Genomic DNA, 24,968 nt, shown 5'->3' on the forward strand with positions numbered 1-24,968 from the left:
TCTCCTCAATTCTCGCGGGTGGTCGTGCGGCGGGCGATGGCGCCGGCCGCCAGGTAGGCGAGCCCGAAGGCGGGCAGCAGGCCGTTGCCGGGCAGGTAGCCGCCTGCGCCGTGGCCGGAGATCCCGGCGGCGGCGCCGCCCGCGGCGTACAGGCCGGGGATGGGACGGTCGCCGGGGTCGACGACGGCGGCGTCACCGTCGACGAGCAGCCCGCCCTGGGTGTGGAAGAGGGCGGGGACGACGCGGACGGCGGCGTAGGGGGCGGCGAGCGGGCGCTCCCAGTGGGTGCGGCCGTGCTCGTCGGGGCGTTCCCCGCGCGCGGCGGCGGCGCCGGCCTCCAGTTCGCGGGCGAGGGCCCCGGCGGGGAGGCCGGTGGCCTCGGCGAGGCCCTCGGCGTCGTCGGCCCAGACCAGGACGCCCGACTCGACGGTGTCGCGGAAGTCCTGGAACGGCCGGCACTGCTCGAAGATCGTCTCGTCCAGGACGATCCAGCCGGTGGAGCCGGGACGGGCGGCCAGTTCGGCGGCGTACTCGGAGTAGCCGCGGGTCTCGTCGCCGAACCGGCGCCCGTCGAGGTCCACCATGATCCCGCCGTGGATGATCGTGGCCCAGCCGACGAGGGTGCCCGCGCCGGCGGCGACGGCGCCGTGCCCCTGGTAGGCGTCCAGGTAGCCGGTGGCGGCGCCGAGCCCGCCGCCGATGCGCAGCGCGTCCCCGCGGGACCGCTCGCCACCCTGGTAGAGGGCCTCCGCGATCTCGGGCAGGTGGCGCCTCACCAGGGCGCGGTCGGCGCCGAAGCCGTTGGTGGCGAGGAGCACGGCGCCGGCGGGGATCTCCTCCTGCGTCCCGTCCGGGTACCGGACCAACGCCCCGCGCACGGTGGTGGCGGCACCGGGGCCGCCCGTGGTCGTCACGTCCACGAGCGCGGCCGGGACGAGCAGGTCGATGCCCGGGTGCTCGCGGACGCGGCGGGCGAGGTGGTCGATCACGCTGGAGCCGTGCCGCCCGGGGACGGAGTGGCAGCGGTGCACGGAGTGGCCGGGGTAGTTGAAGTCGGTGACCAGGGAGAGCGGCAGCCCGGCCGAGTCGGCGAGCCACTCCACGAGCGGGCCGCTGACCTCGGCGAGCGTGCGGGCGAGGCGGGCGTCGGCGCGTCCGCCGGTCTTGGCCGCGATGTCGGCGGCGAACCGGTCCGGGGAGTCCTCGACGCCCGCGGCCTTCTGCCAGCGCGAGCCCGCGCCGGGGAACATCGCGGTCGACATCGAGGTGTTGTTGCCGCGCCGGAAGTGCTCGCTCGCCTCGACGACGAGCACGCTGAGGCCGAGTTCGGCGGCGCGCAGCGCCCCGGCGAGGCCGCCGCCGGCGCCCGCGACGACGAGGTCGGGTCCGCCGGTCACGCGCTCCCCCCGATCACCATGAGCCGCAGGGCCAGGGCCGTGGGGTCGACGATCCGGGCCGCGAAGCGGTGCTCCGCGACGTCGACGGCCGAGCAGCCGTTGATCACGGCGGTGGCCCCGGCGGCGGCGAGCGCGTCCGCCGCCGCGCCGAGGGCGGCGTTCCAGGCGCCCGCGTCGGCGACGGCGTCGAAGGGCAGGTCCAGCACCTCGATCCCGGCGGTGCGGGCGTCCAGGCCGTAGGCCGTGAGGCGGCGGCGCAGCTCCGCACCGATCGCCTCGTTCCGCACCACCGCACCGAAACGTACATTCATCGCAGAAAGATACAGACTACTCAGCCTGAGCAGGCCGTTCACCGGAACGTCCTGGTCGGCGGCGTGGCCGGCGGGCGCAGGGCCCTCGGGCACGGCCGGGTCCAGCACGCAGTCGGGAAAGGCGAGATCCCAGCCGTCCCCGGCCCGCGCCAGCGCGGCGGCGACCTCATGTTCGGACGCGCGGATCGACGCCTCGTCGTCCAGCGAACCGGGCGCGGCGGGGCCGACGTCGCGCAGCTCGACCGACAGCCCCGGCGGGGCGAGCCGGTCGTAGCGCGCCTGCCTCCTTCGGATCTCCTCCGACGGCAGATGGATCGGCGTCACGGCAAGGGCGCGCATCACTTCGGCTCCTTCGTCTCGTCTGCGCCGGCGAGTTCGCGCAGGCGCTCACCGGTGTGGTCCAGGGCGGGCAGCTCGCGGGCGAAGGCCGCGGCCCTGCCGATCAGGTCCTCGAGTCCGGGCAGCCATCGCCTCAGCAGGGCCAGGAGCTCCGCTTCGTCCAGGGGGCGGTGGTCGGCGTCGCCCACCGGGTTCGGCACCTCGCGGATCCGGGTCGTCCCGTCGGCCAGCGCGACGGTGACGCGCGCGGCGCGCTCGTCCGGGAGCCGGGCCGTCAGGTCGTCCGCCTCGACCAGCCGGACGCGCCGGGCGAGGGCCCGCAGCCGCGGGTCCTCCAGGCTCGTGCGCGGTCCGACCTCGCCGTGCAGGAGGGCCGCGGCCACGGCGAACGGCGTGGAGAACATCGCCGACAGCCGGTTGTGCCAGCGCGCCGAGGCCAGCCCGGCGCCGAGCGCGTGCGTCTCGACCAGGACCGCGGTGATCCGGGACGGGTCGAGCCCGGGCCGCAGGTCGAGGACGGCGTCGGCGGCCGGATGGGTGAACGAGCAGGAGGCGTGCCGCTTGAAGTAGCCGCGCGCGATGTCCCAGCGGTCCCCGAGCCCGCCGCTCAGCTCGGACGGGTCGAACTCCCCCAGCAGGGTCCCGAGCGAGAGCGCGGCCGTCCCGGTGTTGCGGGCGGACCCGGCCGCGGCCATCCGGGCCGCCACCAGGCCGGACAGGTTGGCCGCGCCCATCCAGGCGTCGCGCACCGGGTTGCCGTCGGTCGCGGACGCGAAGTGCCCCGCGACCGGAAGCCCCGCACCGGTGTCGATCGCGGCGGCGACGGCGTCCGGGCCGAGGCCGAGCAGCCGGGCGCATCCGGCGGCGGCGCCCGCGACGCCCCAGCTCCCGTGCGGGTGCGCGCCCGGCCGCAGCCGCGACGCCCGCCCGAACCGTGACGCCACCTCGTAGGCGGCGAGCAGGGCGGCGGCCGTGTCCGCCCCGGAGGCGTCCACCTCCGACGCCAGCGCCAGCACGGCCGGGAAGCCGTGCGCCGCCGGATGCCCCTTGGCGTACTTGTTGCCCTCGTCCAGTTCGAGGCAGACGAGGGCCGTCGCGTTCAGCCAGGCGGCGGCGTCGACCGTGACGCAGCGCCCGGCGCCGATCAGCGGCGCGGGCCCGGGGGGCGCGTTCCATGCCGAGCGCATCGCGCTCGTCTCCTCCAGCCCGGCGCCGAGCGCCGTCACGCCGATGACGTCGAGCAGCACGAGCGACAGCCGGTCGAGCACCGGCTCCGGCACCCGCGCCGCGTCCAGCCGCGCGACCCACTCCCCCAGCCGCGCCGTGGCCTCCACCGCATCCGTCACAGCCCCAGGTACGCCTTCCTGACCTCGGCGGATCCGGCCAGTTCGCGGCCTGTCCCGTGCAGGACGGTCGATCCGCTCTCCATGACGTAGGCGCGGTCGGCGATCCCGAGGGCCTGCTTGGCGTTCTGCTCGACGAGCAGCACGGCGACGCCGGTGTCGCGGATCCGCTTGACCGCGTCGAGCACCGCCCAGGTGAGTTTGGGCGAAAGGCCGGTGGACGGCTCGTCCAGCATGAGCAGCTTCGGCCGGGCCATCAGCGCGCGGCCGATCGCGAGCATCTGCTGCTGCCCGCCGCTGAACGTCTGCGCGATCTGCGCGCGGCGCTCGGCGAGGACGGGGAACAGCTCGAACACCTCCCCCATCCGGGCGGCGGCCTCGGCGGGCGGGCGGGTCCAGGCGCCCATCCGCAGGTTCTCCTCGACCGTGAGCGTGCCGAACAGGGCCCGGTCCTCGGGAACGTGCACGAGGCCGTCCCGGACGAGCTGGTCCGGGCGCCGCCCGGCCGTGGACGCGCCCGCGAACGTGACCGTCCCGGACGTCGGCCTCAGCTGCCCGCACACCGCGCGCAGCGTGGTCGTCTTGCCCGCGCCGTTCGCGCCGACGAGCGCGACGATCTCGCCCTCGCCGAGCCGCAGGTCGACCTCGTGCAGGATCCGCATGCGGCCGTAGCCGGCGCAGAGCCCGTCAATCGCCAGCATCGTCCGGCTCCTCTCCGAGGTACGCCTCGATCACGCGGGGGTCGGAGGTGACCTCCGCGGCCGTCCCGGCGGCCAGCACCCGGCCCTGGTCCAGGACGAGGACGCGGTCCGACAGCCGCATCACGGCCGCCATGATGTGCTCGATGAACAGCAGCGTCGCGCCGTCCTCCTCCCGCAGCGCGGCGAGCAGGTCCAGGACGGGTTCGCGCTCGGCCGGGACGAGCCCGGCGAGGACCTCGTCCAGCAGCAGCACCCTCGGCCGCATCGCGAGCGCGCGGGCGAGTTCGAGCCGCTTGAGCCCGGCGGTCGGCAGTTCGGTGGCGCCCCGGTGCGCCCACTCTCCGAGCCCGACGCGCTCCACGACGTCCATCGCCCCGGCCCGCAGGCGGTGCGGCGATTGGCGGCGGTGCTGGGCGGCCAGGGCGACGTTCTCCAGGACGGTCATGCTCCCGAACGGCCGCATCAGCTGGAACGTCCGGACCATTCCGGCGCGGGCGATGCGGTCGGGCGAGGCGCCGGTGACGTCCCGGCCGCCGAACTCGACCCGGCCCGCGTCGGGGGCGAGGGCGCCGCAGATGACGTTGAACAGCGTCGTCTTCCCGGCGCCGTTCGGGCCGATGACGCCGAGGATCTCGCCTTCGGCGACCCGCAGGTCGACGTCGGCCAGGGCCCGCAGGCCGCGGAAGTGCTTGCCGACGCCGGACACGGTCAGCACGGTCTCGCCGGACGGGCTCATCCGCGCCACCTCGCGGCGATCGTGCCGACGATTCCCTTGGGGAGCAGCCGGACGATCAGGATCAGCAGGACCGCGTAGACCGCGACGTCCAGGCCGCTGCGCCCCTGCAGGAAGTCCAGGAAGCCGGGCGGGGTCCGCAGCAGCGTCGCGGTGACGTCCGACAGCGAGCCCAGGATGACCGCGCCCGCGACCGGCCCCCAGACCGTGCCGATGCCGCCGATGACCACGGCCGCGATCGCCTGGATCGACACCGAGGACCCGAACGCCAGATCCGGGTTCACGAACAGGTAGTACTGCGTGTAGAGGGCTCCGGCGACGGCGGTGATCGCGGCCGACAGCGCGACCGTGACCAGCTTGTACCGCAGGACCGGCGTACCGAGGGACGCCGCCGCGAGCTCGTCGTCGCGGATCGCGGTGACGTAGCGTCCGGTCCGCGAGTACAGGAACAGGATGCTGACCAGGGCGGCGAGGCCCGCGAGGGCGAGCGCGACCCAGAAGTAGGCGGGCGAGTCCGCCGCGAACTGGATCTTCCAGAGCGAGGACCCCTGGATCAGCGGGACGGTGAACCCGACCGCCTTGCCCGTGAACTCCGTCGTGGTGACCACCAGCCGGAGCATCTCGGCGAACGCGAACGTCGCCAGCGCGAAGTAGGCGCCCTTGAGCCGGTAGCGGAACGCGAAGAACCCGATGACCACGGCGACGGCCGCCGCGACCGCCATCCCGGCGAGCATCCCGATCCAGGGCGACACCCCGTGCTCGACCAGCAGGTAGGCGCTGGTGTAGGCGCCGAGGCCGAAGAACGCGGCGTGCCCGAAGCTGAACATGCCGCCGAACCCGCTCATCACGTTCCAGCCGATCGCCATCAGCGCGAAGATCAGGATGCGGACGGCGACGGCTCCCTGCGCGGGCGGCAGCACCAGCGGCAGCGGGATCGCCAGGAGTAGCAGCACCGCCAGGACGGCGAGCTGCCGGTTCTGCGGCCGCAGCGGCGGCGCCTTCGCCGGGCGGGCCGCGCCGGCGCCGGGGCGGCCGGTGAGGGTGATGCCGGTCATGCTCGCCTCCCGAACAGTCCCTGCGGGCGGAGGAACAGCACGACCAGGAAGACGGCGAACACGCCGAGCAGCGAGCTCTGGCCGTCCATGTAGATCGTGGTGAGCTGCTCGACCAGCCCGATGAGCAGCCCGCCCGCGAGCGCCCCCGCCACGTTGCCCATGCCGCCCAGCACCACCACGACGAAGGCGGTGATGTTGAACTGCTCGCCGAGCGTGGGCGTCACCGTGACGAGCGGCGCGGCCAGCACGGCCGCCGCTCCGGCGCAGGCGGTGCCGATAGCGAACGTCAGCGTGTGGACGCGGCGGACGTTCACGCCGACCAGTTCCGCACCAGGCCGGTTCGCGGCCACCGCGCGGATCGCCGTGCCGAACCGGGTGCGGCGCAGCATCCAGAACAGCGCCGCGCCGATCAGGACGGCGCCGAGGAAGGCGTACAGCCGGGCGCCCGACACGACCGCGCCGAACAGCGAGAACTGGAAGTCGCCGGGCAGCGCGACGTTCTTGGGCTCGGCGCCGAAGAACATCAGCAGGCCGTTCTCCAGCAGCAGCGACAGGCCGAGCGTGATGAGCAGCTGGTTCTCCAGCGACGCGCCTCCCGTCCCGCCGAGCAGGCCGCGGTGCACGGCCGCCCCGATCAGGAACAGCGCGGGGACGGCGACCAGCAGCGTCAGGTAGGGGTGCAGGCCGGTGCCCTGCACGACGCCGAACGCGATGAACATCGCGATGGCGAGCAGCGCCCCGTGCGCGAAGTTCACGATGTCGAGCACGCCGAAGATGAGCGTGAGGCCCATCGCGATGAGCCCGTACAGCCCGCCCATCAGCAGGCCGGTGACCACCGACTGCCAGACGACGAGGCCGCTGCCGGACTTGATCAGGGCGACCGCGATCGCGGCCGCCACCAGGCCGCCGGTGACGGCGGCGCGCTTGAGGACGGCCGCCGTCACGCCGCCGGGAAGACGGCGCCGGACGGCGGGGGTGGGAGGGGACTGGGCCTTGGTTCCGATGTCGCTCATGACCGCCACGTCACCGAGTAGTTGGGCTGGGATTCGGCCTTCTCCGGCGGGTAGACCTGCTTGACCCCGCCGCCCTGCACCTGCATGAGGACGGGCAGGGCGTTGCGGTTGTCCCCGTTCGGGGCGAAGGAGATCGGGCCGGTGCCGACCGTGAGGGGCTCGACCTTCGAGGTCGCGATCGCGTCGCGCACCTTCTCCGCGTCGGTGGTGCCCGCGCGCTCCACGCCCTGTGCGATCACCTGGACCGCGTCGTAGGCGAGGACCGCGCCCGTGCGCATGGGGGCGCCGTAGCGCCGCTGGTAGTCGGCCCGCAGCTTCTCCGTCTGCGGGCTCCGGGCGTCGAAGTGGTAGTTGGTGCTGAAGATCCGCTCTGCGGCGGCGCCGCCGTCGGTGACGAACTTGGGCTGGTCGTAGGCGCCGTTGGACACGCCCCAGATCGCGTTCAGGGCGGGCTTGACCGCGGCGACGGCCTTGGCCGCGAGCAGGCTGTCGCGGTAGTAGCCGGCGACGGCGAGGACGTCCGCGCCGGACGCCTTGACCTGCGTGATCTGCGCGGTGAGGTCGGACACGGTGAGCGCGTCGTAGCTGATGTCCGGGCCGACCTCGATGCCGAGCCGCTTCGCCGCCGCGGAGAACGCCTCGGCGGCGCCGCTGCCGAAGTCCGTCTGCTCGTGCAGGAACGCGACCCTGCGGACGGGCTTGCCCGCCCGCTCCGAGACCTCCTTGAGGTAGCGGGCGGCGGCGCCCGCGATCGCGGCGCTGCCCGGCTGGACCCGGAAGGCGTACCGGTAGCCGTGGGCGAAGATCGCGTCCGAGGCGGTGACGTCCATGACGAACGGCACCCGGTTGCGCTCGGCGACGACCGCGACGTTCGTGCTGACGGCGCTCTGGTAGGTGCCGACGAGCCCGACCGCGCCCGCGGAGATGAGGCGCTGGGCCTCGCTCTGGCCGACCTCCGCCTTGCCCTGGGTGTCGCCCGTCTCCAGTTCCACCTTGCGTCCGCCGAGGGACCGGATGCCGCCGGCGGCGTTGATCGCCTCCACCGCCATCCGCGCGCCGCGCCGCATCTGCTGGCCGTCGACGGCGTTGGCGCCGCTGACCGGGTGCAGCGCGCCGATCTTGACCGGGCCCTCGTCGCGCCCGGCCGCCACCCCGGCCGCGCCGGACGGCGCCGAGCCGCCGCAGCCGGCCGCGGCCAGCAGGACCGCGCACGCGCCGAGCCCGGCGGCGAGCTTGCGAGCCGACATTCATCTCTCCTGCCCGTAGGCTCCTGCCCTCTGATGAGTGTTCCGCTTAGAGGAACAGCAGGTCAGTGTTGCGTCATGGTGGCATCCGTCACGCCATCGGGTCAATATCTAGGTGAAACTTGACGAAACTCGATCCGCAGTGCCAACTTGAAGACCCCGGGTCGCCTCGCGAGCCGGTCGCACACTCCATTGACGTTTCTCTAAGAGAAACAACCAGCGAAGGCGGTGCCGTCCCATGACCGACGCCCTGTCCGGAGTCCGGGTCCTCGACACGGCCACGCTGTTCGCCGGCCCGCTCGCCGCGACGCTGCTGGGCGACTTCGGGGCCGAGGTCATCAAGATCGAGCATCCGGCGGGGGACCCGGTGCGCAGCCACGGAGCGCAGCGCGACGGCGTCGGCCTGTGGTGGAAGATGCTCGGCCGCAACAAGAAGGCGATGACGCTCTACCTCGGCTCGCCCGAGGGCCAGGAGCTGTTCCGGCGGCTTGCCGCCGACGCCGACGTGGTGATCGAGAACTTCCGTCCCGGGACGCTGGAGCGCTGGGGCATCGGCCCGGACGAACTGCGCAGGATCAACCCGCGGCTCGTGCTTGCCCGGGTCACCGGGTTCGGGCAGACCGGCCCCTACGCCCGGCGGCCCGGGTTCGGCACGCTCGCCGAGGCGATGAGCGGATTCGCCGCGATCACCGGCGAGCCGGACGGCCCGCCGACCCTGCCGCCCTTCGGCCTCGCCGACGGGATCGCGGCGCTGACCACCGCGTTCGCGGTGATGACCGCGCTGCGGGCGCGGGAGGCGACCGGCGAGGGCCAGGTGGTCGACCTGGCCATCATCGAGCCGATCCTCACCCTGCTCGGCCCGCAGATCATCACCTACGACCAGCTGGGCGAGCTGCAGGCCCGCACCGGGAACCGCTCGCACAACAACGCGCCGCGCAACACCTACCGGACCCGCGACGGCGGCTGGGTCGCGATCTCCACCAGCGCCCAGTCGATCGCCGAGCGGGTGATGCGGCTGGTCGGCCGCCCCGAGCTGATCGACGAGCCCTGGTTCGCGACGGGGGCGCAGCGCGCCCGGCACGCCGACGTGCTGGACGAGGCGGTCGGGTCGTGGATCGCCGGGCGCGACCGCGACGAGGTCGTCAAGGCGTTCGAGGAGGCGCAGGCCGCCGTGGCCCCCGTCTACACCGCCGCCGACGTGATGGCCGACCCGCAGTTCGAGGCGCTCGGCACCATCGCCTCCGTCCCCGACGACGAGCTCGGCCCGGTGCGGATGCAGAACGTGCTGTTCCGGCTGTCGGGGACGCCGGGCCGGATCACCTCGGCCGGGCCGCCGCTCGGCGCGCACACCGCCGAGATCCTCGCCCGCTACGGCGTGGACGGGGCCGGGCTGGAGGACCTGCGGGCCAAGGGCGTGATCAGGTGACGCCGCGGACCTGGCTCTACGTCCCGGGCGACCGCCCGGACCGGATGGCCAAGGCACTGGCCTCGGCGGCCGACGCGGTGATCCTCGACCTGGAGGACGCGGTCGCGCCGCCGGCCAAGCAGGCCGCCCGGCGCGCCGTCCTGGACGCCCTGGGCGCGCTGGACGCCGGACGCACCGCCCACGTGCGGATCAACGCGCCCGCCACCCCGGACGGCGCCGACGACATCGCGCTCCTCGCGGCCGCTCCGAGCGGCCTCGCCGGGGTACGGATCCCCAAGTGCGAGCACCCGGCCGAACTGCGCCGCGCCGCCGACGCGCTCGGCGTCCCGGTGTTCCCCGTCCTGGAGTCGGCGCTCGGCGTGGAGAACGCCTTCGTGCTCGCCACCGCGCACCCGCTCGTCGCCGGGATATCGCTGGGCGAGGCCGACCTGTCCGCCGACCTGCGGGTGGCGGGGGGCGACGCGCTGGCGTGGCCGCGCTCCCGCGTCGTCGTGGCCGCCCGCGCCGCCGGGCTCCCGTCCCCGCCGCAGAGCGTCTGGACGGCCGTCCGCGACCTGGACGGCCTGCGCGCCGACACGCTCGCCGGGCGGCGGGCCGGGTTCTTCGGACGCTCGGTCATCCACCCCGCGCAGATCCCCGTCGTGCACGAGGCGTCCGCACCCGACCCGGACGAGGTCGCGTGGGCGCGGGACCTGATGAGCCGGCTCGCCGAACGCGGGGACCCGGCTCGCCGGGCCGCATGGATCGACTCCGCCGGCCGATTCGTGGACAAGGCGGTCGTCGAGCGCGCCGCATGGCTGCTCGACGCCGCCGCGTCCGCCGACTCCACCGCCCCGCCCGTCAAGGAAGGCCACCGATGAACTCGCAGGACCCGCTGCTCGCGGCCGTCGCCGGAGGGGTCCGGCTGATCGAGCTGGGCCAGCCGTTCTTCACCGGCATGCCCTGCTCGCCCAACCACCCCGGGTTCCGCATGACGCTGATCCGCAGGCACGGCGACATGGAGCGCCCCGACGGCGGCTCGGCGGCCAACGAGATCATCGTGACCGGCGGGCACGTCGGCACCCACATCGACGCGCTCTCCCACGTCAGCCACGACGGGGAGCTGCACGGCGGGATCTCCGCCGCCGACGCCCAGCGCGGCGGCGCCTTCACCAGCCACGGCGCCGAGAACCTGCCGGGCCTGCTGCGCCGGGGGGTGCTGCTGGACGTGGCGGCGGTCCACGGCATGGCGACGCTGCCGCCCGGCTACGGCGTGACCGCCGAGGACCTGGACCTGGCCGCCGCGCGCGCCGGGACCGAGCCGGGCGCCGGCGACGTGGCGCTGATCCGCACCGGGTGGTCGCGCAACTTCGCGGACGCGACCGCCTACCTGGGCCGGGAGACCGGCGTCCCGGGCGCGACGCCGTCCGCCGCCCGCTGGCTGGCCGGCCGCGGCGTGGCCGCGACGGGCGCCGACACGACCGCCTACGAGCAGATCCCGGCGGGCGCGGGGCACAGCGTCCTGCCCGTGCACCGCATCCTGCTGGTGGAGTCGGGGATCTTCATCCTGGAGCACCTCGCCCTGGAGGCGCTCGCCGAGGCCGGGCTGCACGAGTTCGTGTTCGTGCTGGCGCCGCTGCGGATCACCGGCGGCACCGGATCCCCCGTCCGCCCCCTCGCGGCGGTGGCGGCGTGACCCCCGTCCAGCGGCTCGCCGGCCTGGCGGCCACCGTCGCCTCCCGCGGGCTGCCCCCGGAGCTGCGCGCCGACGCGGCGCGGCGCGTCCTGGACGCCCTGGGCAACAGCCTGGCCGCGACCGGTGAGCGGCCGGCGCGGGCCGTCGGAGAGCTCGTCGCCGAATGGGGCGGGCAGGGCCGCGCCACCGCGATCGGCACCGGCACGCGCCTGCCCGAGCCGAGCGCCGCCCTGCTCAACGGGACGCTCGCCCACTCCCTGGACTTCGACGACACGCATCTGCCGTCCGTGCTGCATCCGTCGGCGTCGGTCGTGCCCGCCGCGCTCGCCGCGGCCGAGGCGCACGGCGCCGGCGGCGCCCGGCTGCTGGACGCGGTGGGCGTCGGCGTCGAGATCACCGTCCGGCTCGGCATGGCCGGGTACGACCGCGAGCTCGGCAACTCGGTGTTCTTCGAGCGCGGCCAGCACGCCACCGCCATCTGCGGCGCCGTCGGCGCCGCCGCGTCCGCCGCGATGCTGTCCGGCCTGGACGCCGCCGGGATCGCCGACGCCATGGGCATCGCCGCGAGCATGGGCTCGGGGATCCTGGAGGCCAACCGCACCGGCGGCACCGTCAAGCGGATCCACTGCGGCTGGGCCGCGCACGCCGCCGTCACCGCCGCCGGGCTCGCCCGCACCGGGATCACCGGCCCGCCGACCGTCCTCGAAGGCCGCTTCGGGATGCTCCAGGCGTTCTGCGGCGACCGGGTCGACCTCGACGCCCTCACCTCGGACCTCGGCGAGCGCTGGGAGCTGCCCGGCATCTTCTTCAAGCCGTACCCGTGCAACCACTTCACGCACGCCGGCATCGACGCCGCCCTCCGGCTGCGCTCCCGCGGGCTGGACCCGGCCGACGTCGACACGATCGAGCTCGGCGCGCCGACCCCCGTGCTGCGGACGATCGGCGAGCCGCACGAGGACAAGATCCGTCCCCGGTCGGGGTACCACGCCGCGTTCTCCGGGCCCTACACCGTCGCGGCGGCCCTGCTCGGCGGCGGCGGCCTCGGCGTCTTCCACGAGGACTTCACCGACGAGGCCGCCGCCGACCCCGCCCGGCTGGCGCTGGCCGCCCGGGTCGGCTGCGTCCCGGACGCACGCTGCGACGAGATCTTCCCGCACCAGTTCCCGGCCGTCCTGCGCGTCCGCACCCGCGACGGCGCGCTCCTGGAGGAGCGCGTGGACGCCAACCGGGGCGGCCCGGGCAACCCCCTCTCGGCCGAGGAGCTCGCGACGAAGTTCCGCCTCAACGCCGCCCGCCGCGTCCCGGAGGCCCGGGCCGACCAGATCACCGACCTCGTCCACGGCCTGGCCGACCTGGCGGACCTCGGCCGGCTCACCTCCCTGCTCGCCTGACGCTAGAGGTGCTCCATCACGAAGATCGCGGCCGTGCCGGGCACCAGGGCCTCGAAGACGTGCGGGGCGTCGCCGGGGTAGGTGAGGTAGTCGCCGGGGCCCAGTTCCACCGGCCCGGACGCGGGCCCGGCCGTGGCGCGGCCTGCGCTGAGGACGACGTGCTCGGTCGTGCCCGGCGGGTGGGGGTCGGAGACCCTGGCGTCGCCGGGCTCCGCCGTGACGCGGTAGAGGTCGCGGCGCGCGTGCGGCGGGGACGACGCCAGCAGCGTCGCGGTGTAGTCGGCCCGGTCGGAGTGCGCGGCCGGCCCCTCCCCCGCCCGGATCACCCGGACGGCCGGGCGCGGCGGGTCCACCAGCCGGCTGAAGGGGACGTTCAGCGCCGTCCCCAGAGCCCAGAGCGTCTCGACGCTCGGGTTGCCGGCGCCGGACTCCAGCTGGGAGAGCGTCGACTTGGCCAGGCCCGCGCGCCGGGCCAGCTCCGTCTGGGACATCCCGGCGCGCTCGCGCTCCCGCCGGATCGACGCCGCGATCACCGCGATCACATCCACTCGCCCGCTCCCGTCCTCCGAGGGTAGTGTTCACTGTACTGGACGATTGTTCGCCACAACGAACAGGACTGAGCATGAGGCACCTCGGCATCCTCGCCCACAGCGCGGAAGGCGCCGCGCTGTGCTTCCGGACCTTCTGCCATGAGGGCTTCCGTGAGCTGGGCCCCGACGACCACCCGGACGTGACGCTCGACCTCATCGCGCTCGCGCGCAGCATGCCCGCGTGGGACGCCGGGGACCACGCCCCGATCAGGGAGATCCTGGCCGAGAGCGCCCGGCGGCTCGCCGCGGCCGGCGCGGACTTCTTCGTCTGCCCCGACAACACCGCGCACCTGGCCCTCGAACACCCCGGCGACGAACTGGCGCTCCCCGGCCTGCACCTCGTCCAGGTCGTCGCCGACCAGGCCGCCCGCGACGGCCGGACGCGGGTCGGCGTGCTCGGCACCCGCTACACCATGGACGGCCCGCTCTACCCGCGCGAGCTGGCCGCACGCGGCATCGCCGCCGAGGCCCCGGACCCGTCCGACCGGGAGACCGTCCACCGGATCATCTTCGACGAGCTGGTCAACGGGGTCTTCACCGAGGAGTCGCGCCGCGAGTACGTCCGGATCATCGAGCGCCTCGCCGGGCGCGGGTGCGACGCCGTCGCCCTGGTGTGCACCGAGATCCCGCTCCTGGTCACGCCCGAGGCCTCGCCGCTGCCCACGCTCGACTCCACCCGCCTGCTGGCCCGCGCCGCCTTCGACGTGGCCGCGGACCGCCGGCCCCTCCCCACCTGGCGCGGCGGACGCTTCGACGGAAGGTGAAACGACCAGCCCCTAGATTGGCGGCATGGACTTCGGGGACGCAGAGAAGGCGGGCCTGTTCCGGCGGCTCCACCACGGCGACCGTCCGCTGGTGCTGCCGAACGCGTGGGACTTCGCGAGCGGCGCGGCGCTGGCCGAGGCGGGCTTCCCGGCGATCGGCACGACCAGCCTCGGCGTCGCCGCGGCGGCCGGGAAGGCCGACGCGGCCGGCGGCACGCGCGCCGAGACGGTGGCGCTCGCCCGGACGCTGGCGCGGCTGCCCGTCCCGGTGACCGTCGACATCGAGGGCGGGTTCTCCGACCACCCCGGCGACGTGGCCGAACTCGCCGCCGAACTCGCCTCGTTCGGGATCGCCGGGGTCAACCTGGAGGACGGCCGCGCAGACGGGACCCTCGCGCCCGCCGGCGACCAGGCGGCCGTCATCGCCGCCGTCAAGGAGGCCGCGCCGCGACTGTTCCTCAACGCCCGCACCGACACGTTCTGGCTCGGCACGCCGGACCTGGACGAGACGCTGCGGCGGGCACGGGCGTACGCGGAGGCGGGAGCGGACGGGATCTTCGTCCCCGGGATCGCCGGCGACGCCGGCATCCGCGCCGTCCTGGACGCCGTCGACCTGCCGCTGAACGTGCTGTACCTGCCGGGAAAGAGCGAGTACCCGCGGCTCGCCCGGCTCGGCGTGCACCGGGTGAGCACCGGGTCGCTGCTGTTCCGCACGGCGCTGGGCGCGACGGTCGCCGCGGCCCTCGGCGTCACCGGAGAGGGCGGCGCCCCTTCCGTGCCGTCGTACGGGGACGTCCAGCGGCACGTCAGTGACCGGTGATCCGGTCGGCGAGGCGTGCCAGGCCCGAGGTGCGCGCGGACGGCGCGGACGACTCGCGGGCGTCGGCCGCGCGGTAGAGGGCGTACATCGCGTGGACGCCGAGCCAGCGCAGGGGTTCGGGCTCCCACCGGCGGACGCGGCGGTCCACCCACGGCAGCGCCGTCAGGTCGGTGTCGTGGCCCAGGACGAGGTCGCGGAGGGTGCGGCCGGCGAGGTTCGCGGTGGCGACGCCGTGGCCGGTGTAGCCGCCGGCGTGGCCGAGCCCCGTCACACGGTCGAGGACGACCGTCGCGCACCAGTCGCGGGGGACGCCGAGGACGCCCGACCAGGCGTGCTCCACCGCACCCTCGTCGGCGACGGCGGGGAGCATGCCGGTGAGCATCGTCCAGAGCGCATCGACGGTGGCCGGCTCCGTCCGCCCGCCGTCGTCGACGCGCGACCCGTACCGGTAGGGGCGGCCCCGGCCGCCGAAGGCGATGCGGTCGTCGGCGGTGCGCTGCGCGTACATGTAGTAGTGCGCCATGTCGCCGAGCAGCTCCCGGCGCTCCCACCCGATCGCCTTCCAGGTGCGGGCGGGCAGCGGCGTCGTGACGATCATCGAGCTGTTCATCGGGAGCCAGTCGCGGCGGTGGCCGGGCAGCGCCGCGGTGAAGCCCTCGGTGGCCCGCAGCACGTGCTCGGCGGTGACGGTCCCGAACGGCGTGACGGCGGCGGCCGGCCCGCCCGGCCTGCGCGGGTCGATCCGCACGACCGGCGTCCGCTCGTAGATCTGCACGCCGAGCCGCCGGACCGCCGCGGCGAGGCCCCGGACGAGCGCGGCGGGCTGCACGCGCGCGGCGTGCGGGCTCCACGCGGCGCCGGTCGCGCCCTCGACACGCAGCCGCTCGTCGCGTTCGACGGCGGGAAGCGGGACGAGGTCGTCGTCGCTCCAGCCCCACTCGCGCGCCTCGTCGACCAGGGCGGCGAGGCGGGCGCGCTGGGCCGCGTTCCGGGCCACGTGCAGGACGCCGCCCTTGACCAGGCCGGCGTCGATGCCCTCGGCGCCCGCGACGCGGACGACCTCGTCCACCGCCCGGAACATGGCGTGCTGAAGCGCGATCGCGGCGGGACGGCCGTGCCGGGCGGCGTAGCGCTCCCGGGACCCCGCGATCTCCCCCAGCACCCAGCCGCCGTTGCGGCCGGACGCGCCGAACCCCGCGAACTCGCGCTCCAGCACGACGATCCGCAGGTCGGGACTGTCGCGCTTGAGGTAGTAGGCGGTCCAGAGCCCGGTGTAGCCCGCGCCGACGACGCACACGTCGGCGGTGCACGGGCCCGGCAGGCGGGGGCCGGGGACGGGACGCCCGGCCGCCCGGTACCAGTGGGAGACGCCACCGTTGGCGAAGCCGGAAGCCAGGGGCGCCCGGCCCGGGGAGGAGCTCATGCGCTCATCCTGCTGCATTCCGCAGCAAAATCAACAGTCGGCAACGGATTCTAGGGTACGGCGTCGGCGATTCGACCGGATCCGATCCAGCGGGAGCGTTCGGCGGCATAGTACGCGGCACCGTCGGGACCGGCGGGGCCTTCCCGCCACCGGCGCATCCCGAGCTGGAGCGCGATCTCCGACGACGCGGGGTTGGCCGTGTCGATCTCGGCGGTGATCCGGTGCACGCCGACCACCCCGAACGCGTAGTCGAGGACGGCACGGGACGCCTCGGCGGCCAGCCCGCGCCCCCAGTGGTCGGGCTCCAGGCTGTAGAGGATCTCCACGTCCACGCCGTGGCCGAGCGGCCCCTCGTGGTGGCTGAGCCCGGCCACGCCGGCCAGCGGGCCGCCGCGCGCCGCCGCGCCTCCGCCCGGGGACGAGGGGGCGGAGCGCAGCGCCCACAGCCCGTAGCCCTCGGTGGCGAAGTCCCGCTCGCTGGCCTCGATGATCTCACTGACCTGCACCGGAGTGATCACCCGGTCGTCGAACAGGTGGCGCCGCACGAGGGGGCCCGTCCAGTGCGTCAGCAGGGCGCCGTGGTCGCGCATCGACACCGGGTGCAGGACGAGCCGCACCGTGCGCAGCACCTCACTCATACCCGTCCTCCGCGGCGGGCCACTCGGGCGCGGCCTCGCCGTCGGGGACGCCGACGCGGAACACGCGCAACTGCAGCGCGAGCACCTGGTAGTAACCGACGAGTGTGACCAGCTCGACGAGGGCGGTGCGGCCGAGCGTGGCCACCGCCTCGGTGTACACGGCGTCGGCGAGGTCGCCCTCGGCCACGAGCTGGTGCGCCGCCTCGTACACGACCCGCTCGCGGACGTCGGCGAGCATCGGCGCGCGGCCCTCGCGCAGCGCGTCCGTCTCCTCGTCGGCGAGCCCCTGCCGGCGCCCGATCCGCTCATGGGCGTACCACTCGAAGTCGGAGCGCAGGTGCGCCGCCACGACGAGGGTCGCGATCTCCCGCTCGCGCCTGGTGAACCCCGTGCGGAAGCGCAGCGCGGCGCCGAGGTCCTGCAGCGGCAGCCCGACGGGAGGGCTGTAGAGCATCGCGTTGAACGGGCCCTGGAGGCGCCCGATGTCATCGGCCAGGGGGAAGGGAGGGTTGCGGTCGCCGGCGCGGGGCCCGCCCGTCACCGCCTCGTAGACGGCTCGCTGCTCCTCGCTGAGCGAACCGGGGAGGAGCAGCGGAAGCCTCGTCGGGGACGGGCCGCGCCGCGGTCGGTCGTTGACACGCTCACCGGTCACGGGGTCGATCACTCACCGCACGCTAGGCGCTCGAAGCGGTCGGCTCAACCCCCGTCCGGAATGTGAAACCCCTGGCACACGATGACGTAGCGACCGCGTAACACGCGTCGGCGAACCTTGTCGGCGACCGCACCGGACACGAACGGGGCCCCGGCCCCCGGAGGGAACGTCCCATGCCGCTGCTGCGCATCCGCACCGAGATCGAGGACGGCCCGGGCCGCCTCGCCTCCCTCACGGCCGCGCTGGCCCGGCGCGGCGCCAACATCCTCGGGCTGTCGGTCCAGCTCGACGCCGACGGGGTGGTGGACGAGTTCATCGTCGACGTCCCGCGCGGCGGCCCGGACGCACGCGCCCTCGCCGAGGCGCTGGGCGCGGCGGGCGGGACCCGGACCGCGGTGCTCCCCGCGCGCCCCCACGACCTGGTCGACGAGCCGACCCGCGCCCTGGCCCTGGCGGCCCGGCTCCGGGCCCGGCCGAACGCGGTCCCCGAGATCCTCGGGGAGCTGCTGCGCGCCGACGAGGCCCGTTGGGACGCCCCGGGCGGCGAGGAACCCGACCGCTGCGACCTCCTGATCCCGGTGCGCGGGCGCTCGGTCCGGCTCCGGCGCGCCGGGCTGCCCTTCACCGCGACGGAGGCGGCGCGCGCGGACGCGCTGGTGCGGGCCGCGCTCCCGACGGTGCCGCCCCCGTCGGCGTTCCGGCGGATCGCGCTGCGCGACGGCACGCAGGCGGTCGTCCGGCCGGTCGAGCCCCGCGACGGCGACGCCGTGCGGGCGCTGCACGAGCGCTGCTCGCTGGACAGCCGCCGGATGCGCTACTTCAGCCCCAAGCCGTACCCGCCGCGCCGGTCGTTCGAGCGGTTCTGCGATCCCTCGCGGGGCCTGACGCTGGTCGCCGAGGGCCCGGACGGGTCGCTGCTGGCGCTGGCGCACCTGGTCCTCGTCCGCGACCCGGGCGCCGCCGAGGTCGCGTTCCTGGTCGAGGACGCCTGGCAGGGCCGCGGGCTCGGCCGCGGCCTCGCCGAGCTGCTCCTCGCGCTGGCCAGGGACCGCGGCCTGGTGGAGGTGCGCGCGACCGCGCTGAGCGAGAACGCCCGGATGCGGCGGCTGCTGACCTCGCTCGGCGGGCGGACGCGGCGCACCGAGGACACCGCGATCGTGGAGATCAGGCTGCGGCTGGACGGCCGTCCCGCCGAGCCGGGGGCGCTGGCAGGATGGGCGGGTGAGCGGCGTATATGACGACCCCTGGGCGTACGAGCTGGCGTGCTCGTTCCGCGACGTGCCGGCCGAGGTGGACGTCCTGCTCGGGTGGTGCGCCGAGCAGGGCCTCGCGCCCGGCACGGCGCTGGAGCTGGCCGCCGGGCCCGCCGAGCACGCCCGCGAGTTCGCCCGCCGCGGGCTGGCCGCGACGGCGCTCGACCTGAACCCGCGCATGTGCGCCCACGCGGCCCGCGAGGCCGAACGCGCCGGCGTCGGCCTGGAGGTGGTCGAGGGCGACATGACGCGGTTCGCGCTGGGCCGCCGGTTCGACCTCGTCGCGACCATGCTGGACTCCACGTCCCACCTCATGACGCTGGACGCGTTCGTGGCGCACCTGCGGTGCGCCGCCGCGCACCTGTCCCCCGGCGGCCTCTACGTCATCGAGATGTCGCATCCCCGGGACCGGCTGGGCGACGATCCGAGCGTCAGCACCGGCTGGACGGTCGAGCGGGACGGCGTCCGGGCGAGCGTGCGCTGGGGCGAGCCGTCCGACCGGCTGGACCCGGTCACCCAGATCGCCGACGACCGCGTGACGATGACCATCACCGGGGAGGGCGCGGAGCCGCGGGTCGTCCGCGACGTCGTGCCCTACCGGTTCTGGACGGCCACCGAGCTGGACGCCGCGATCCGCCTCGCGGGCGGGCTGGAGGCGGTCGCGCAGTACGGCGACTTCGGGGCCGGCGAGGACGCGGTGCCCCTCGCCGACCCCGGGGCCTGGCGCATGATCACGCTGCTGCGCCCGCGCTGAGCGTCAGGGCACGGACCGCCAGCCGGGCATCGGGTAGGACGCGAGCAGGTCGCGGACCTGCCCGGCGACCCGGTCCAGGACCGCCTCGCCCCGCTTGGCCGTGGCCTGCACGACCTCGTCGATCCACGCCGCGAGCTGCGGCATGTGCTCCTCGCCGATCCCCCGGGTGGTGATCGCGGCGGTGCCGAGCCGCAGCCCGGACGGGTCGAAGGGCTTGCGCGGGTCGAACGGGACGGCGTTGTAGTTCAGCTCGATGCCGGCGCGGTCGAGGGCCTGCGCGGCGGGCTTGCCCGCCACTCCCTTGCCGGTCAGGTCGATGAGGATGAGGTGGTTGTCGGTGCCGCCGGAGATCAGGTCGTAGCCGCGGTCCAGCAGCGCGGCGGCCAGCACCTTGGCGTTCGCGACGACCTGCCGCGCGTACCCGGCGAAGTCCGGGCGCGCCGCCTCCTTCAGCGCGACGGCGATCGCGGCCGTCGTGTGGTTGTGCGGCCCGCCCTGAAGGCCGGGGAACACGGCCTTGTCGACCGCCTTCGCGTGTTCCGCCGTCGAAAGGATCATGGCGCCGCGGGGACCGCGCAGCGTCTTGTGCGTGGTGGTCGTGACGACGTCGGCGTGCCCGATCGGGGACGGGTGCGCGCCGCCGGCGACCAGGCCCGCGATGTGCGCGATGTCGGCGGCCAGGACCGCGCCGGCCTCCCGGGCGATCTCGGCGAACGCCGGGAAGTCGATCGTCCGCGGGACCGCGGTGCCGCCGCACCAGATCAGCTTCGGCCGCTCCTTGAGGGCGAGGTCGCGCACCTGGTCCATGTCGACCCGGCCCGTGTCGGCGCGCACGTCGTAGCGGACGGGCCGGAACCACTTGCCGGTGGCCGACACCGACCAGCCGTGCGTGAGGTGGCCGCCCATCGGCAGCGACAGGCCCATGACCGGGTCGCCGGGCTCCAGGAACGCCATGTAGACGGCAAGGTTGGCGGGCGAGCCGGAGTAGGGCTGGACGTTGGCGTGCTCGGCGCCGAAGACGCCCTTCGCGCGCTCGATGGCGAGCAGCTCGATGGGGTCGACGTTCTGCTGGCCCTCGTAGTAGCGCTTGCCCGCGTAGCCCTCGGAGTACTTGTTGGTCAGGACCGTGCCGGCGGCCTCCAGCACCGCCTCCGAGACGTAGTTCTCCGAGGCGATCAACCGGATCTTCTCGTACTGGCGGCGGGCCTCGGCCTCCACCAGCGCGGCGATCTCGGGGTCCTGGCCCTGCAGATGGGGTACGGCCGGTTCGTGCATCGTGAGCCTCCGCGCTGCTCGCGCCGGGGCTTCGGGCACCCCGGCGAAGGGGACCCGTACACCCAGGCGCGCGGTGTGCGGACTACTTTCGCTCCCCGGTGGTCGTCTCCACCTTGACTGCGCCAGTCGCGTGGACGCCATCATACCGGGCCGTCCCGCGCCCGCGCGGCGCACGCGCGGGGACCGAGACCAGGAACAGTCCGCCCATCAGCAGCAGGGACCCCGCCGCGACCGGCGCCGACATCCGCTCACCGAGGACGACCACGGCCAGGCCGGTGGCGACGAGCGGCTCGGCGAGGCTGAGCGTCCCGGCGGTCGCGGCCGCCACCCGCCCGAGGCCGGTGACGAAGAACATGTACGCGGCGGCGGTGGCGGCGATCCCCAGCCAGGCCACCAGGGCCGCCGAGCGCGGCGCGGCGAGGGCGGGCAGCTCCGGCAGCGTCCAGGGCAGCAGGGCCGCTCCCCCGGCCAGCAGCGTCACCGATACCGCGCCGGCCATGCCGATCCCCTTCATCCCGGCACCGAGACCCGTCAGGATCTTGGCCGACACCGTGTAGACGCCGAAGCACGTGCCGGCGACCAGGCTCAGAGCGATCCCGGCCGGGTCGACGTGGACGGCCTCCCCCGGCACCATCAGCAGGGCCACGCCGCCGACCGCGCAGGCCGTCCCGGCCCACCAGCGGCGGCCGAGCCGGGCGCCCAGGACGACCCGCTCGCAGAGCCCGGTGGAGACGGGCGCGAGCCCGAACACGACGGCGGTCGCGACGGCGGCGCCCGTCCGGTCGACCGCGCTGAAGAACGACGCCTGGAAGGTACCGGTCGCGGCCGAGGCCGCCACGAGGGGCGGCCAGGTCCGCCGGGTCAGCGCCAGGAACGCGCGGCGGTCCGCCACGAGCACGAGGACGGCGAGGACGAGCCCGCCCGAGAGGATCCGGGCGCCGCCGACCGCGACCGGGCCCGCGGACGGCCCGGCCAGCACCTGCGCCGGCCCGACCGTCCCCCAGAGCACACCGGCGGCGAGCACCAGCAGCGCACCGGCTGAGTTGTTCCATCGGTTCATGCCGCCGAAGCTAGGCGAACATGCGGAGTTCGGTTCTCTGGGCCGTCATTCGTTCGGTCCACTGGGCTCGCGTCGTCATTCCTTCGCTCCAGCCGGGCGACCCCGGGCGTCAGATGTAGGGCGTTCGCCCGTCGGGCCGGTGGGCCGACGGAAGTTCGGACTGCTCCACCGGCTGCACGTAGTCGTACACGACGATGGTGCGGACGTCCACGTACTCCTTGCGGCGCGCCAGCCGGTCGAGCACGAAGTCGCGGAGGTAGGCGGTGCTCGGCACGGCCACGTGGACGAGCAGATCCTCGTTCCCCGTCACCACGAAGACCCCGATCGTCTCGGGCATCGAGGCCATGCTGTCGCGGGCGGACTCGATCGCCTCGCGCGACTGCGGCCGGATCCTGATCGATATCAATGCCTGCACGCCGCGTCCCAGCCGCTCCAGGTCGGCCGCCGCGTGGAACCCGGTGATGACGCCCCGCGAGCGCAGCGCCCGCGTCCGCTCCAGGGCCGTCGACGGCGCGATCCCCACCGCCTCCGCCAGTTCGCGGTTGGTCTGCCGCCCGTCCCGCTGCAGGCGCCGCAGGATCGCCTGGTCGACCGCGTCCATAGGGTTCCTCCCGAACTGCCCGGCGGACGCCGAACTCCCGCGCGGGAATCGCGCCCGGACGTCCCGTTCCCCGAAGATTATTCGCCCCGGGCCGGGCCCGCCACCGGGCCCGCGGCAGGGCCGGCCATCGTGCCCGCCACGGCCAGGAGCGCGCAGGCCCCGACCCCGGTGAGGGCCCACGCCGCGCCCGCCGGGCCCAGGTCGAAGAGGCGGCCGATCACCAGGTCGCCCGCGAAGGAGAACATTCCGGCGCAGAACGCCAGGACGCCGTAGTACGAGCCGAAGCGCTCCGGCGGAGCGCGCCGCGCGGTGCGCTGGAAGACCGACGGCTGGACGAGGCCGTTCGCGGCGCCGTTGAGGACGGCGGCGAGCATCAGCGGACCCGGCTGCGTGCCGTCCAGCGCCGCGAGGACGAAGAACCCCGCCGCGGCGCACAGCAGGCCGCTCCGCAGCACCCACGGCCGCTCGCCGCGGCGCCGGACGGCGACGAAGGGCTGGACCGCCGCCGCGACCATGGCCAGGAGGGAGAAGCACAGCGTCGCCACCGCGGGCTTGAAGCCGAGGAGGGGTACGGCCGTCATGATGTGGTTGGCGAGCAGCGTCGTGGGCGCGGTCAGCAGCGCGAAGACCAGGAACGCGCGGTCGCCGAGCACCGCCCGCACACCGGCGAGGACGTCGCGGAAACGCGTGGGCGCGCTCTTCCCGCCCGGCCGGGGCACGAACAGGAACAGGACACCGGCGACCGTCCACAGGGCGGCGGCCGTCCCCGTCAGGAGCGCGAACCCGGGCCCCGCGCCCAGCAGGAGAAGCCCCATCGGCGGGCCCGCGACCGTCGCCAGGTGCTGGGCGACGACGTAGGCGGCGAATCCGCCGGACCTGCTGCCGGGGCCGACGGACGCGAGCAGGCTGTGGCCCGCGGGATTGTAGAGCGCGCCGCCGACCGCGAGGACGACGGCGGCGCAGAGCAGCGCGCCCACGCTCTCGGCGGCCCCGAGCATCACGAACCCCAGCGCGCGGACGGCGCAGGAGATCATCCCGGTCCGGCGCGCCCCGAGCAGGTCGGTGACCGTGCCGACCGGCAGGAGCAGCGCGAACTGCAGGCCCACCCGCACGCCGAGGACCAGCCCGACGGTGCCGGCCAGCAGCCCGAGGTCGTGCCGGAGGTGGGCGACGAGGTGCGCCATCACCGAGAAGAAGCCGAGGCTGGCGGCGAGCTGGATCGCCACCACCGTCACGATCACCCGGCGGCCGGACGGGTCCGCGGCGGGCGCGGGCCGCGGGCCGGAGGCCGCGGAGGCCGGCGCGGGGACGGAGACCGTCACAGCCCTGCCCGGGACAGGTCGGAGACGACCAGCTCCGTGGCCTCCGCGATCAGGGCGTTCCTGGGCGGGGTGCCGTATCCCGGACGGTCGGACATGACGGCCACCACGAGCGGAGCGCCCTGGGGCGGCCACACCACGGCGATGTCGTTGGCCCTGCCGTAGTCGCCGGTCCCGGTCTTGCTCGCCGTCCTCCACCCCCGGGGCAGCCCGGCCTTGATGCGCTCGGCTCCGACGCTCGTGGCGCTGCGTTCGAGCCAGCCGCGGACCAGGGCGCGTCTGCCAGGCTCCAGCGCGTCCCCGAGGACGATCGCGCGAAGGTCGGCGGCGATCGCCCGGGGGCTGGTGGTGTCCCGCGGGTCGCCCGGACGGATCCTGTTCAGCTCGGGCTCGTAGTCGTCCATGCGGCTGACGGCGTCGCCGAGCACGCGCAGGTAGGCGGTCAGCCCCGCCGGGCCGCCGACGTCGCGCATCAGCAGGTTCCCCGCCGTGCCGTCGCTGTGGCGGATGGCGGCGTCGCACAGCTCCCGGATGGTCATCCCGGTGGCGACGCGGTCCTTGGTGATCGGTGAGATGGAGTTCACATCGGCCCGGGTGTAGGTGATCCGCCTGTCGAGGTGGCCGATCGGATTGCCGTGCAGGACCGCCGCCGCGGCGAGCGCCTTGAAGGTGGAGCAGAACGCGAAGCGCTCGTCGGCGCGGTAGGCCACCTCGGCTCCGGTCCGGGTCGCCACGGCGTACACGCCGAGGCGGGCGCCGTGCCGGCGTTCGAGCGCCGCGAACCGCGACAGGTCCGGCGGCGCGGCCGAGGGCCGGGCGGACGGCGACGACGCCGCGGCGGACGGGCGCTCCTTCTCACCGCATCCCGCAAGCGGCAGGAGAGCCGCGGCGGCCAGCAGCGCCCGCCGGGAGGAGCCGGACTGCTCGAACGGCATGCGGAGGCACCTGCTTTCCCGGGGCGGAGGGCGGACGCGGCTCAGCAGACCAGAGCCGCACGCGTGACGTCCAATATGGATATCACTCGTACCGCCATACTCATGCGCATATCAGACCTGGTCAGCCCCCGCCGAGGCACCGTCGCGGAGATCCGGCGATTGCGCCGATGCCGGCGTGTCCCGTCGGTCCGACGCCCGGCGGCTCGCGGAAGGCGGCGGCATGAGCGGAGCGGTCGTCGATCGTGAGGCAGGCCCC

Annotated in this window: 24 protein-coding genes, 1 pseudogene and 1 riboswitch; of the genes and pseudogenes, 8 read left to right on the forward strand and 17 right to left on the reverse strand. The window is 75.0% G+C overall.

The window, feature by feature from the left end; genetic code table 11:
- Positions 1-5: 5 nt before the first annotated feature.
- Genes BJ999_RS23430 through BJ999_RS23465 form a run of 8 tightly spaced genes read right to left on the reverse strand, consistent with a single transcriptional unit; the run spans position 6 to position 8,139 of the window.
- Positions 6-1,397, reverse strand: a complete 1,392-nt coding sequence (locus BJ999_RS23430) for an FAD-dependent oxidoreductase (RefSeq protein ID WP_179835274.1) — start codon at positions 1,395-1,397, stop codon at positions 6-8.
- A complete protein-coding gene (locus BJ999_RS23435) occupies positions 1,394-2,047 on the reverse strand; it encodes a hydantoin racemase (protein ID WP_179835275.1) in 654 nt (217 codons plus the stop codon). Before BJ999_RS23435 ends, BJ999_RS23430 begins: the two co-directional genes overlap by 4 nt.
- On the reverse strand, positions 2,047-3,393 hold the full coding sequence (locus BJ999_RS23440) for an MmgE/PrpD family protein (RefSeq protein WP_218935189.1): 1,347 nt from the start codon (positions 3,391-3,393) through the stop codon (positions 2,047-2,049). The genes BJ999_RS23435 and BJ999_RS23440 overlap by 1 nt, the downstream gene beginning before the upstream one ends.
- A complete protein-coding gene (locus BJ999_RS23445; RefSeq protein ID WP_179835276.1) occupies positions 3,390-4,091 on the reverse strand; it encodes an ABC transporter ATP-binding protein in 702 nt (233 codons plus the stop codon). The genes BJ999_RS23440 and BJ999_RS23445 overlap by 4 nt, the downstream gene beginning before the upstream one ends.
- Complete coding sequence (locus BJ999_RS23450; protein WP_179835277.1) at positions 4,078-4,827, reverse strand: ABC transporter ATP-binding protein; 750 nt, start codon at positions 4,825-4,827, stop codon at positions 4,078-4,080. Before BJ999_RS23450 ends, BJ999_RS23445 begins: the two co-directional genes overlap by 14 nt.
- The gene (locus tag BJ999_RS23455; RefSeq protein ID WP_179835278.1) at positions 4,824-5,879 is read right to left on the reverse strand and encodes a branched-chain amino acid ABC transporter permease; all 1,056 of its coding nucleotides are present in this window, start codon (positions 5,877-5,879) and stop codon (positions 4,824-4,826) included. Before BJ999_RS23455 ends, BJ999_RS23450 begins: the two co-directional genes overlap by 4 nt.
- Positions 5,876-6,892 carry a branched-chain amino acid ABC transporter permease gene (locus tag BJ999_RS23460; RefSeq protein WP_179835279.1) on the reverse strand — a complete coding sequence of 339 codons (1,017 nt, stop codon included), beginning with the start codon at positions 6,890-6,892 and terminating at the stop codon, positions 5,876-5,878. Before BJ999_RS23460 ends, BJ999_RS23455 begins: the two co-directional genes overlap by 4 nt.
- Entirely contained in the window at positions 6,889-8,139 is a 1,251-nt protein-coding gene (locus tag BJ999_RS23465; protein ID WP_179835280.1) for an ABC transporter substrate-binding protein, read from the reverse strand. The genes BJ999_RS23460 and BJ999_RS23465 overlap by 4 nt, the downstream gene beginning before the upstream one ends.
- Before the next feature lie 235 nt (positions 8,140-8,374).
- On the opposite strand from BJ999_RS23465, the gene BJ999_RS23470 reads away from it, so the two are divergent.
- Genes BJ999_RS23470 through BJ999_RS43680 form a run of 4 tightly spaced genes read left to right on the forward strand, consistent with a single transcriptional unit; the run spans position 8,375 to position 12,628 of the window.
- Positions 8,375-9,562 (forward strand): CaiB/BaiF CoA transferase family protein, encoded by a 1,188-nt coding sequence (locus tag BJ999_RS23470; RefSeq protein ID WP_179835281.1) that lies wholly within the window; start codon positions 8,375-8,377, stop codon positions 9,560-9,562.
- Positions 9,559-10,422 (forward strand): HpcH/HpaI aldolase/citrate lyase family protein, encoded by an 864-nt coding sequence (locus BJ999_RS23475; protein ID WP_179835282.1) that lies wholly within the window; start codon positions 9,559-9,561, stop codon positions 10,420-10,422. Before BJ999_RS23470 ends, BJ999_RS23475 begins: the two co-directional genes overlap by 4 nt.
- The gene (locus BJ999_RS23480) at positions 10,419-11,237 is read left to right on the forward strand and encodes a cyclase family protein (protein ID WP_179835283.1); all 819 of its coding nucleotides are present in this window, start codon (positions 10,419-10,421) and stop codon (positions 11,235-11,237) included. The genes BJ999_RS23475 and BJ999_RS23480 overlap by 4 nt, the downstream gene beginning before the upstream one ends.
- Positions 11,234-12,628, forward strand: coding sequence for an MmgE/PrpD family protein (locus BJ999_RS43680; RefSeq protein WP_179835284.1), 1,395 nt, complete (start codon positions 11,234-11,236; stop codon positions 12,626-12,628). The genes BJ999_RS23480 and BJ999_RS43680 overlap by 4 nt, the downstream gene beginning before the upstream one ends.
- 2 nt (positions 12,629-12,630) lie before the next feature.
- On the opposite strand, the gene BJ999_RS23490 is transcribed toward BJ999_RS43680, so the two are convergent.
- Positions 12,631-13,176, reverse strand: coding sequence for a helix-turn-helix domain-containing protein (locus BJ999_RS23490; RefSeq protein ID WP_229810298.1), 546 nt, complete (start codon positions 13,174-13,176; stop codon positions 12,631-12,633).
- Positions 13,177-13,250: 74 nt separating this feature from the next.
- Between BJ999_RS23490 and BJ999_RS23495 the strand changes: the two genes are divergently transcribed.
- Both BJ999_RS23495 and BJ999_RS23500 read left to right on the forward strand, forming a co-directional pair.
- Positions 13,251-13,982 carry an aspartate/glutamate racemase family protein gene (locus BJ999_RS23495; RefSeq protein ID WP_179835285.1) on the forward strand — a complete coding sequence of 244 codons (732 nt, stop codon included), beginning with the start codon at positions 13,251-13,253 and terminating at the stop codon, positions 13,980-13,982.
- A gap of 25 nt (positions 13,983-14,007) precedes the next feature.
- Positions 14,008-14,802 (forward strand): isocitrate lyase/PEP mutase family protein, encoded by a 795-nt coding sequence (locus tag BJ999_RS23500; RefSeq protein ID WP_179835286.1) that lies wholly within the window; start codon positions 14,008-14,010, stop codon positions 14,800-14,802.
- On the opposite strand, the gene BJ999_RS23505 is transcribed toward BJ999_RS23500, so the two are convergent.
- Genes BJ999_RS23505 through BJ999_RS23515 form a run of 3 tightly spaced genes read right to left on the reverse strand, consistent with a single transcriptional unit; the run spans position 14,789 to position 17,527 of the window.
- Positions 14,789-16,225 (reverse strand): NAD(P)/FAD-dependent oxidoreductase, encoded by a 1,437-nt coding sequence (locus BJ999_RS23505; protein WP_179835287.1) that lies wholly within the window; start codon positions 16,223-16,225, stop codon positions 14,789-14,791. The two genes, BJ999_RS23500 and BJ999_RS23505, sit on opposite strands and share 14 nt — an antisense overlap.
- Positions 16,226-16,275: 50 nt before the next feature.
- Complete coding sequence (locus BJ999_RS23510; RefSeq protein WP_179835288.1) at positions 16,276-16,863, reverse strand: GNAT family N-acetyltransferase; 588 nt, start codon at positions 16,861-16,863, stop codon at positions 16,276-16,278.
- Positions 16,856-17,527: a carboxymuconolactone decarboxylase family protein gene (locus BJ999_RS23515; RefSeq protein WP_179835289.1), complete on the reverse strand. Its 672-nt coding sequence runs from the start codon at positions 17,525-17,527 to the stop codon at positions 16,856-16,858. Before BJ999_RS23515 ends, BJ999_RS23510 begins: the two co-directional genes overlap by 8 nt.
- 161 nt (positions 17,528-17,688) lie before the next feature.
- Here BJ999_RS23515 and BJ999_RS23520 point away from each other — a divergent pair, with 161 nt between their 5' ends.
- Complete coding sequence (locus BJ999_RS23520; protein WP_179835290.1) at positions 17,689-18,753, forward strand: GNAT family N-acetyltransferase; 1,065 nt, start codon at positions 17,689-17,691, stop codon at positions 18,751-18,753.
- Entirely contained in the window at positions 18,737-19,522 is a 786-nt protein-coding gene (locus BJ999_RS23525) for a class I SAM-dependent methyltransferase (RefSeq protein ID WP_179835291.1), read from the forward strand. The genes BJ999_RS23520 and BJ999_RS23525 overlap by 17 nt, the downstream gene beginning before the upstream one ends.
- Positions 19,523-19,525: 3 nt before the next feature.
- Here BJ999_RS23525 and BJ999_RS23530 read toward each other — a convergent pair whose 3' ends face one another.
- The 5 genes and pseudogenes from BJ999_RS23530 to bla form a co-directional block, all read right to left on the reverse strand.
- Positions 19,526-20,797, reverse strand: coding sequence for a serine hydroxymethyltransferase (locus BJ999_RS23530; RefSeq protein WP_179835292.1), 1,272 nt, complete (start codon positions 20,795-20,797; stop codon positions 19,526-19,528).
- 53 nt (positions 20,798-20,850) lie between these two features.
- A riboswitch (ZMP/ZTP riboswitch) is annotated at positions 20,851-20,937 on the reverse strand.
- 104 nt (positions 20,938-21,041) lie between these two features.
- Positions 21,042-21,857: pseudogene (locus BJ999_RS44055) on the reverse strand (EamA family transporter); the annotation flags it as partial.
- Positions 21,858-21,966: 109 nt separating this feature from the next.
- Positions 21,967-22,458: an Lrp/AsnC family transcriptional regulator gene (locus BJ999_RS23540; RefSeq protein WP_179835294.1), complete on the reverse strand. Its 492-nt coding sequence runs from the start codon at positions 22,456-22,458 to the stop codon at positions 21,967-21,969.
- A gap of 77 nt (positions 22,459-22,535) precedes the next feature.
- On the reverse strand, positions 22,536-23,780 hold the full coding sequence (locus BJ999_RS23545) for an MFS transporter (RefSeq protein ID WP_179835295.1): 1,245 nt from the start codon (positions 23,778-23,780) through the stop codon (positions 22,536-22,538).
- Positions 23,777-24,712, reverse strand: coding sequence for a class A beta-lactamase (gene bla, locus BJ999_RS23550; protein WP_179835296.1), 936 nt, complete (start codon positions 24,710-24,712; stop codon positions 23,777-23,779). The genes BJ999_RS23545 and bla overlap by 4 nt, the downstream gene beginning before the upstream one ends.
- Positions 24,713-24,968 lie beyond the last annotated feature (256 nt).

Origin of the sequence: Actinomadura citrea (genome assembly GCF_013409045.1) — a bacterium.
GTDB classification, from domain to species: domain Bacteria; phylum Actinomycetota; class Actinomycetes; order Streptosporangiales; family Streptosporangiaceae; genus Spirillospora; species Spirillospora citrea.

Coding starts and splice junctions, on each gene's coding strand:
- BJ999_RS23435 (WP_179835275.1), bottom strand. CDS start 2,047: ATGCGCGCCCTTGCCGTGACGCCGATCCATCTGCCGTCGGAGGAGATC.
- BJ999_RS23445 (WP_179835276.1), bottom strand. CDS start 4,091: ATGCTGGCGATTGACGGGCTCTGCGCCGGCTACGGCCGCATGCGGATC.
- BJ999_RS23450 (WP_179835277.1), bottom strand. CDS start 4,827: ATGAGCCCGTCCGGCGAGACCGTGCTGACCGTGTCCGGCGTCGGCAAG.
- BJ999_RS23455 (WP_179835278.1), bottom strand. CDS start 5,879: ATGACCGGCATCACCCTCACCGGCCGCCCCGGCGCCGGCGCGGCCCGC.
- BJ999_RS23460 (WP_179835279.1), bottom strand. CDS start 6,892: ATGAGCGACATCGGAACCAAGGCCCAGTCCCCTCCCACCCCCGCCGTC.
- BJ999_RS23465 (WP_179835280.1), bottom strand. CDS start 8,139: ATGTCGGCTCGCAAGCTCGCCGCCGGGCTCGGCGCGTGCGCGGTCCTG.
- BJ999_RS23470 (WP_179835281.1), top strand. CDS start 8,375: ATGACCGACGCCCTGTCCGGAGTCCGGGTCCTCGACACGGCCACGCTG.
- BJ999_RS23480 (WP_179835283.1), top strand. CDS start 10,419: ATGAACTCGCAGGACCCGCTGCTCGCGGCCGTCGCCGGAGGGGTCCGG.
- BJ999_RS23495 (WP_179835285.1), top strand. CDS start 13,251: ATGAGGCACCTCGGCATCCTCGCCCACAGCGCGGAAGGCGCCGCGCTG.
- BJ999_RS23500 (WP_179835286.1), top strand. CDS start 14,008: ATGGACTTCGGGGACGCAGAGAAGGCGGGCCTGTTCCGGCGGCTCCAC.
- BJ999_RS23505 (WP_179835287.1), bottom strand. CDS start 16,225: ATGAGCTCCTCCCCGGGCCGGGCGCCCCTGGCTTCCGGCTTCGCCAAC.
- BJ999_RS23510 (WP_179835288.1), bottom strand. CDS start 16,863: ATGAGTGAGGTGCTGCGCACGGTGCGGCTCGTCCTGCACCCGGTGTCG.
- BJ999_RS23520 (WP_179835290.1), top strand. CDS start 17,689: ATGCCGCTGCTGCGCATCCGCACCGAGATCGAGGACGGCCCGGGCCGC.
- BJ999_RS23530 (WP_179835292.1), bottom strand. CDS start 20,797: ATGCACGAACCGGCCGTACCCCATCTGCAGGGCCAGGACCCCGAGATC.
- BJ999_RS23540 (WP_179835294.1), bottom strand. CDS start 22,458: ATGGACGCGGTCGACCAGGCGATCCTGCGGCGCCTGCAGCGGGACGGG.
- bla (WP_179835296.1), bottom strand. CDS start 24,712: ATGCCGTTCGAGCAGTCCGGCTCCTCCCGGCGGGCGCTGCTGGCCGCC.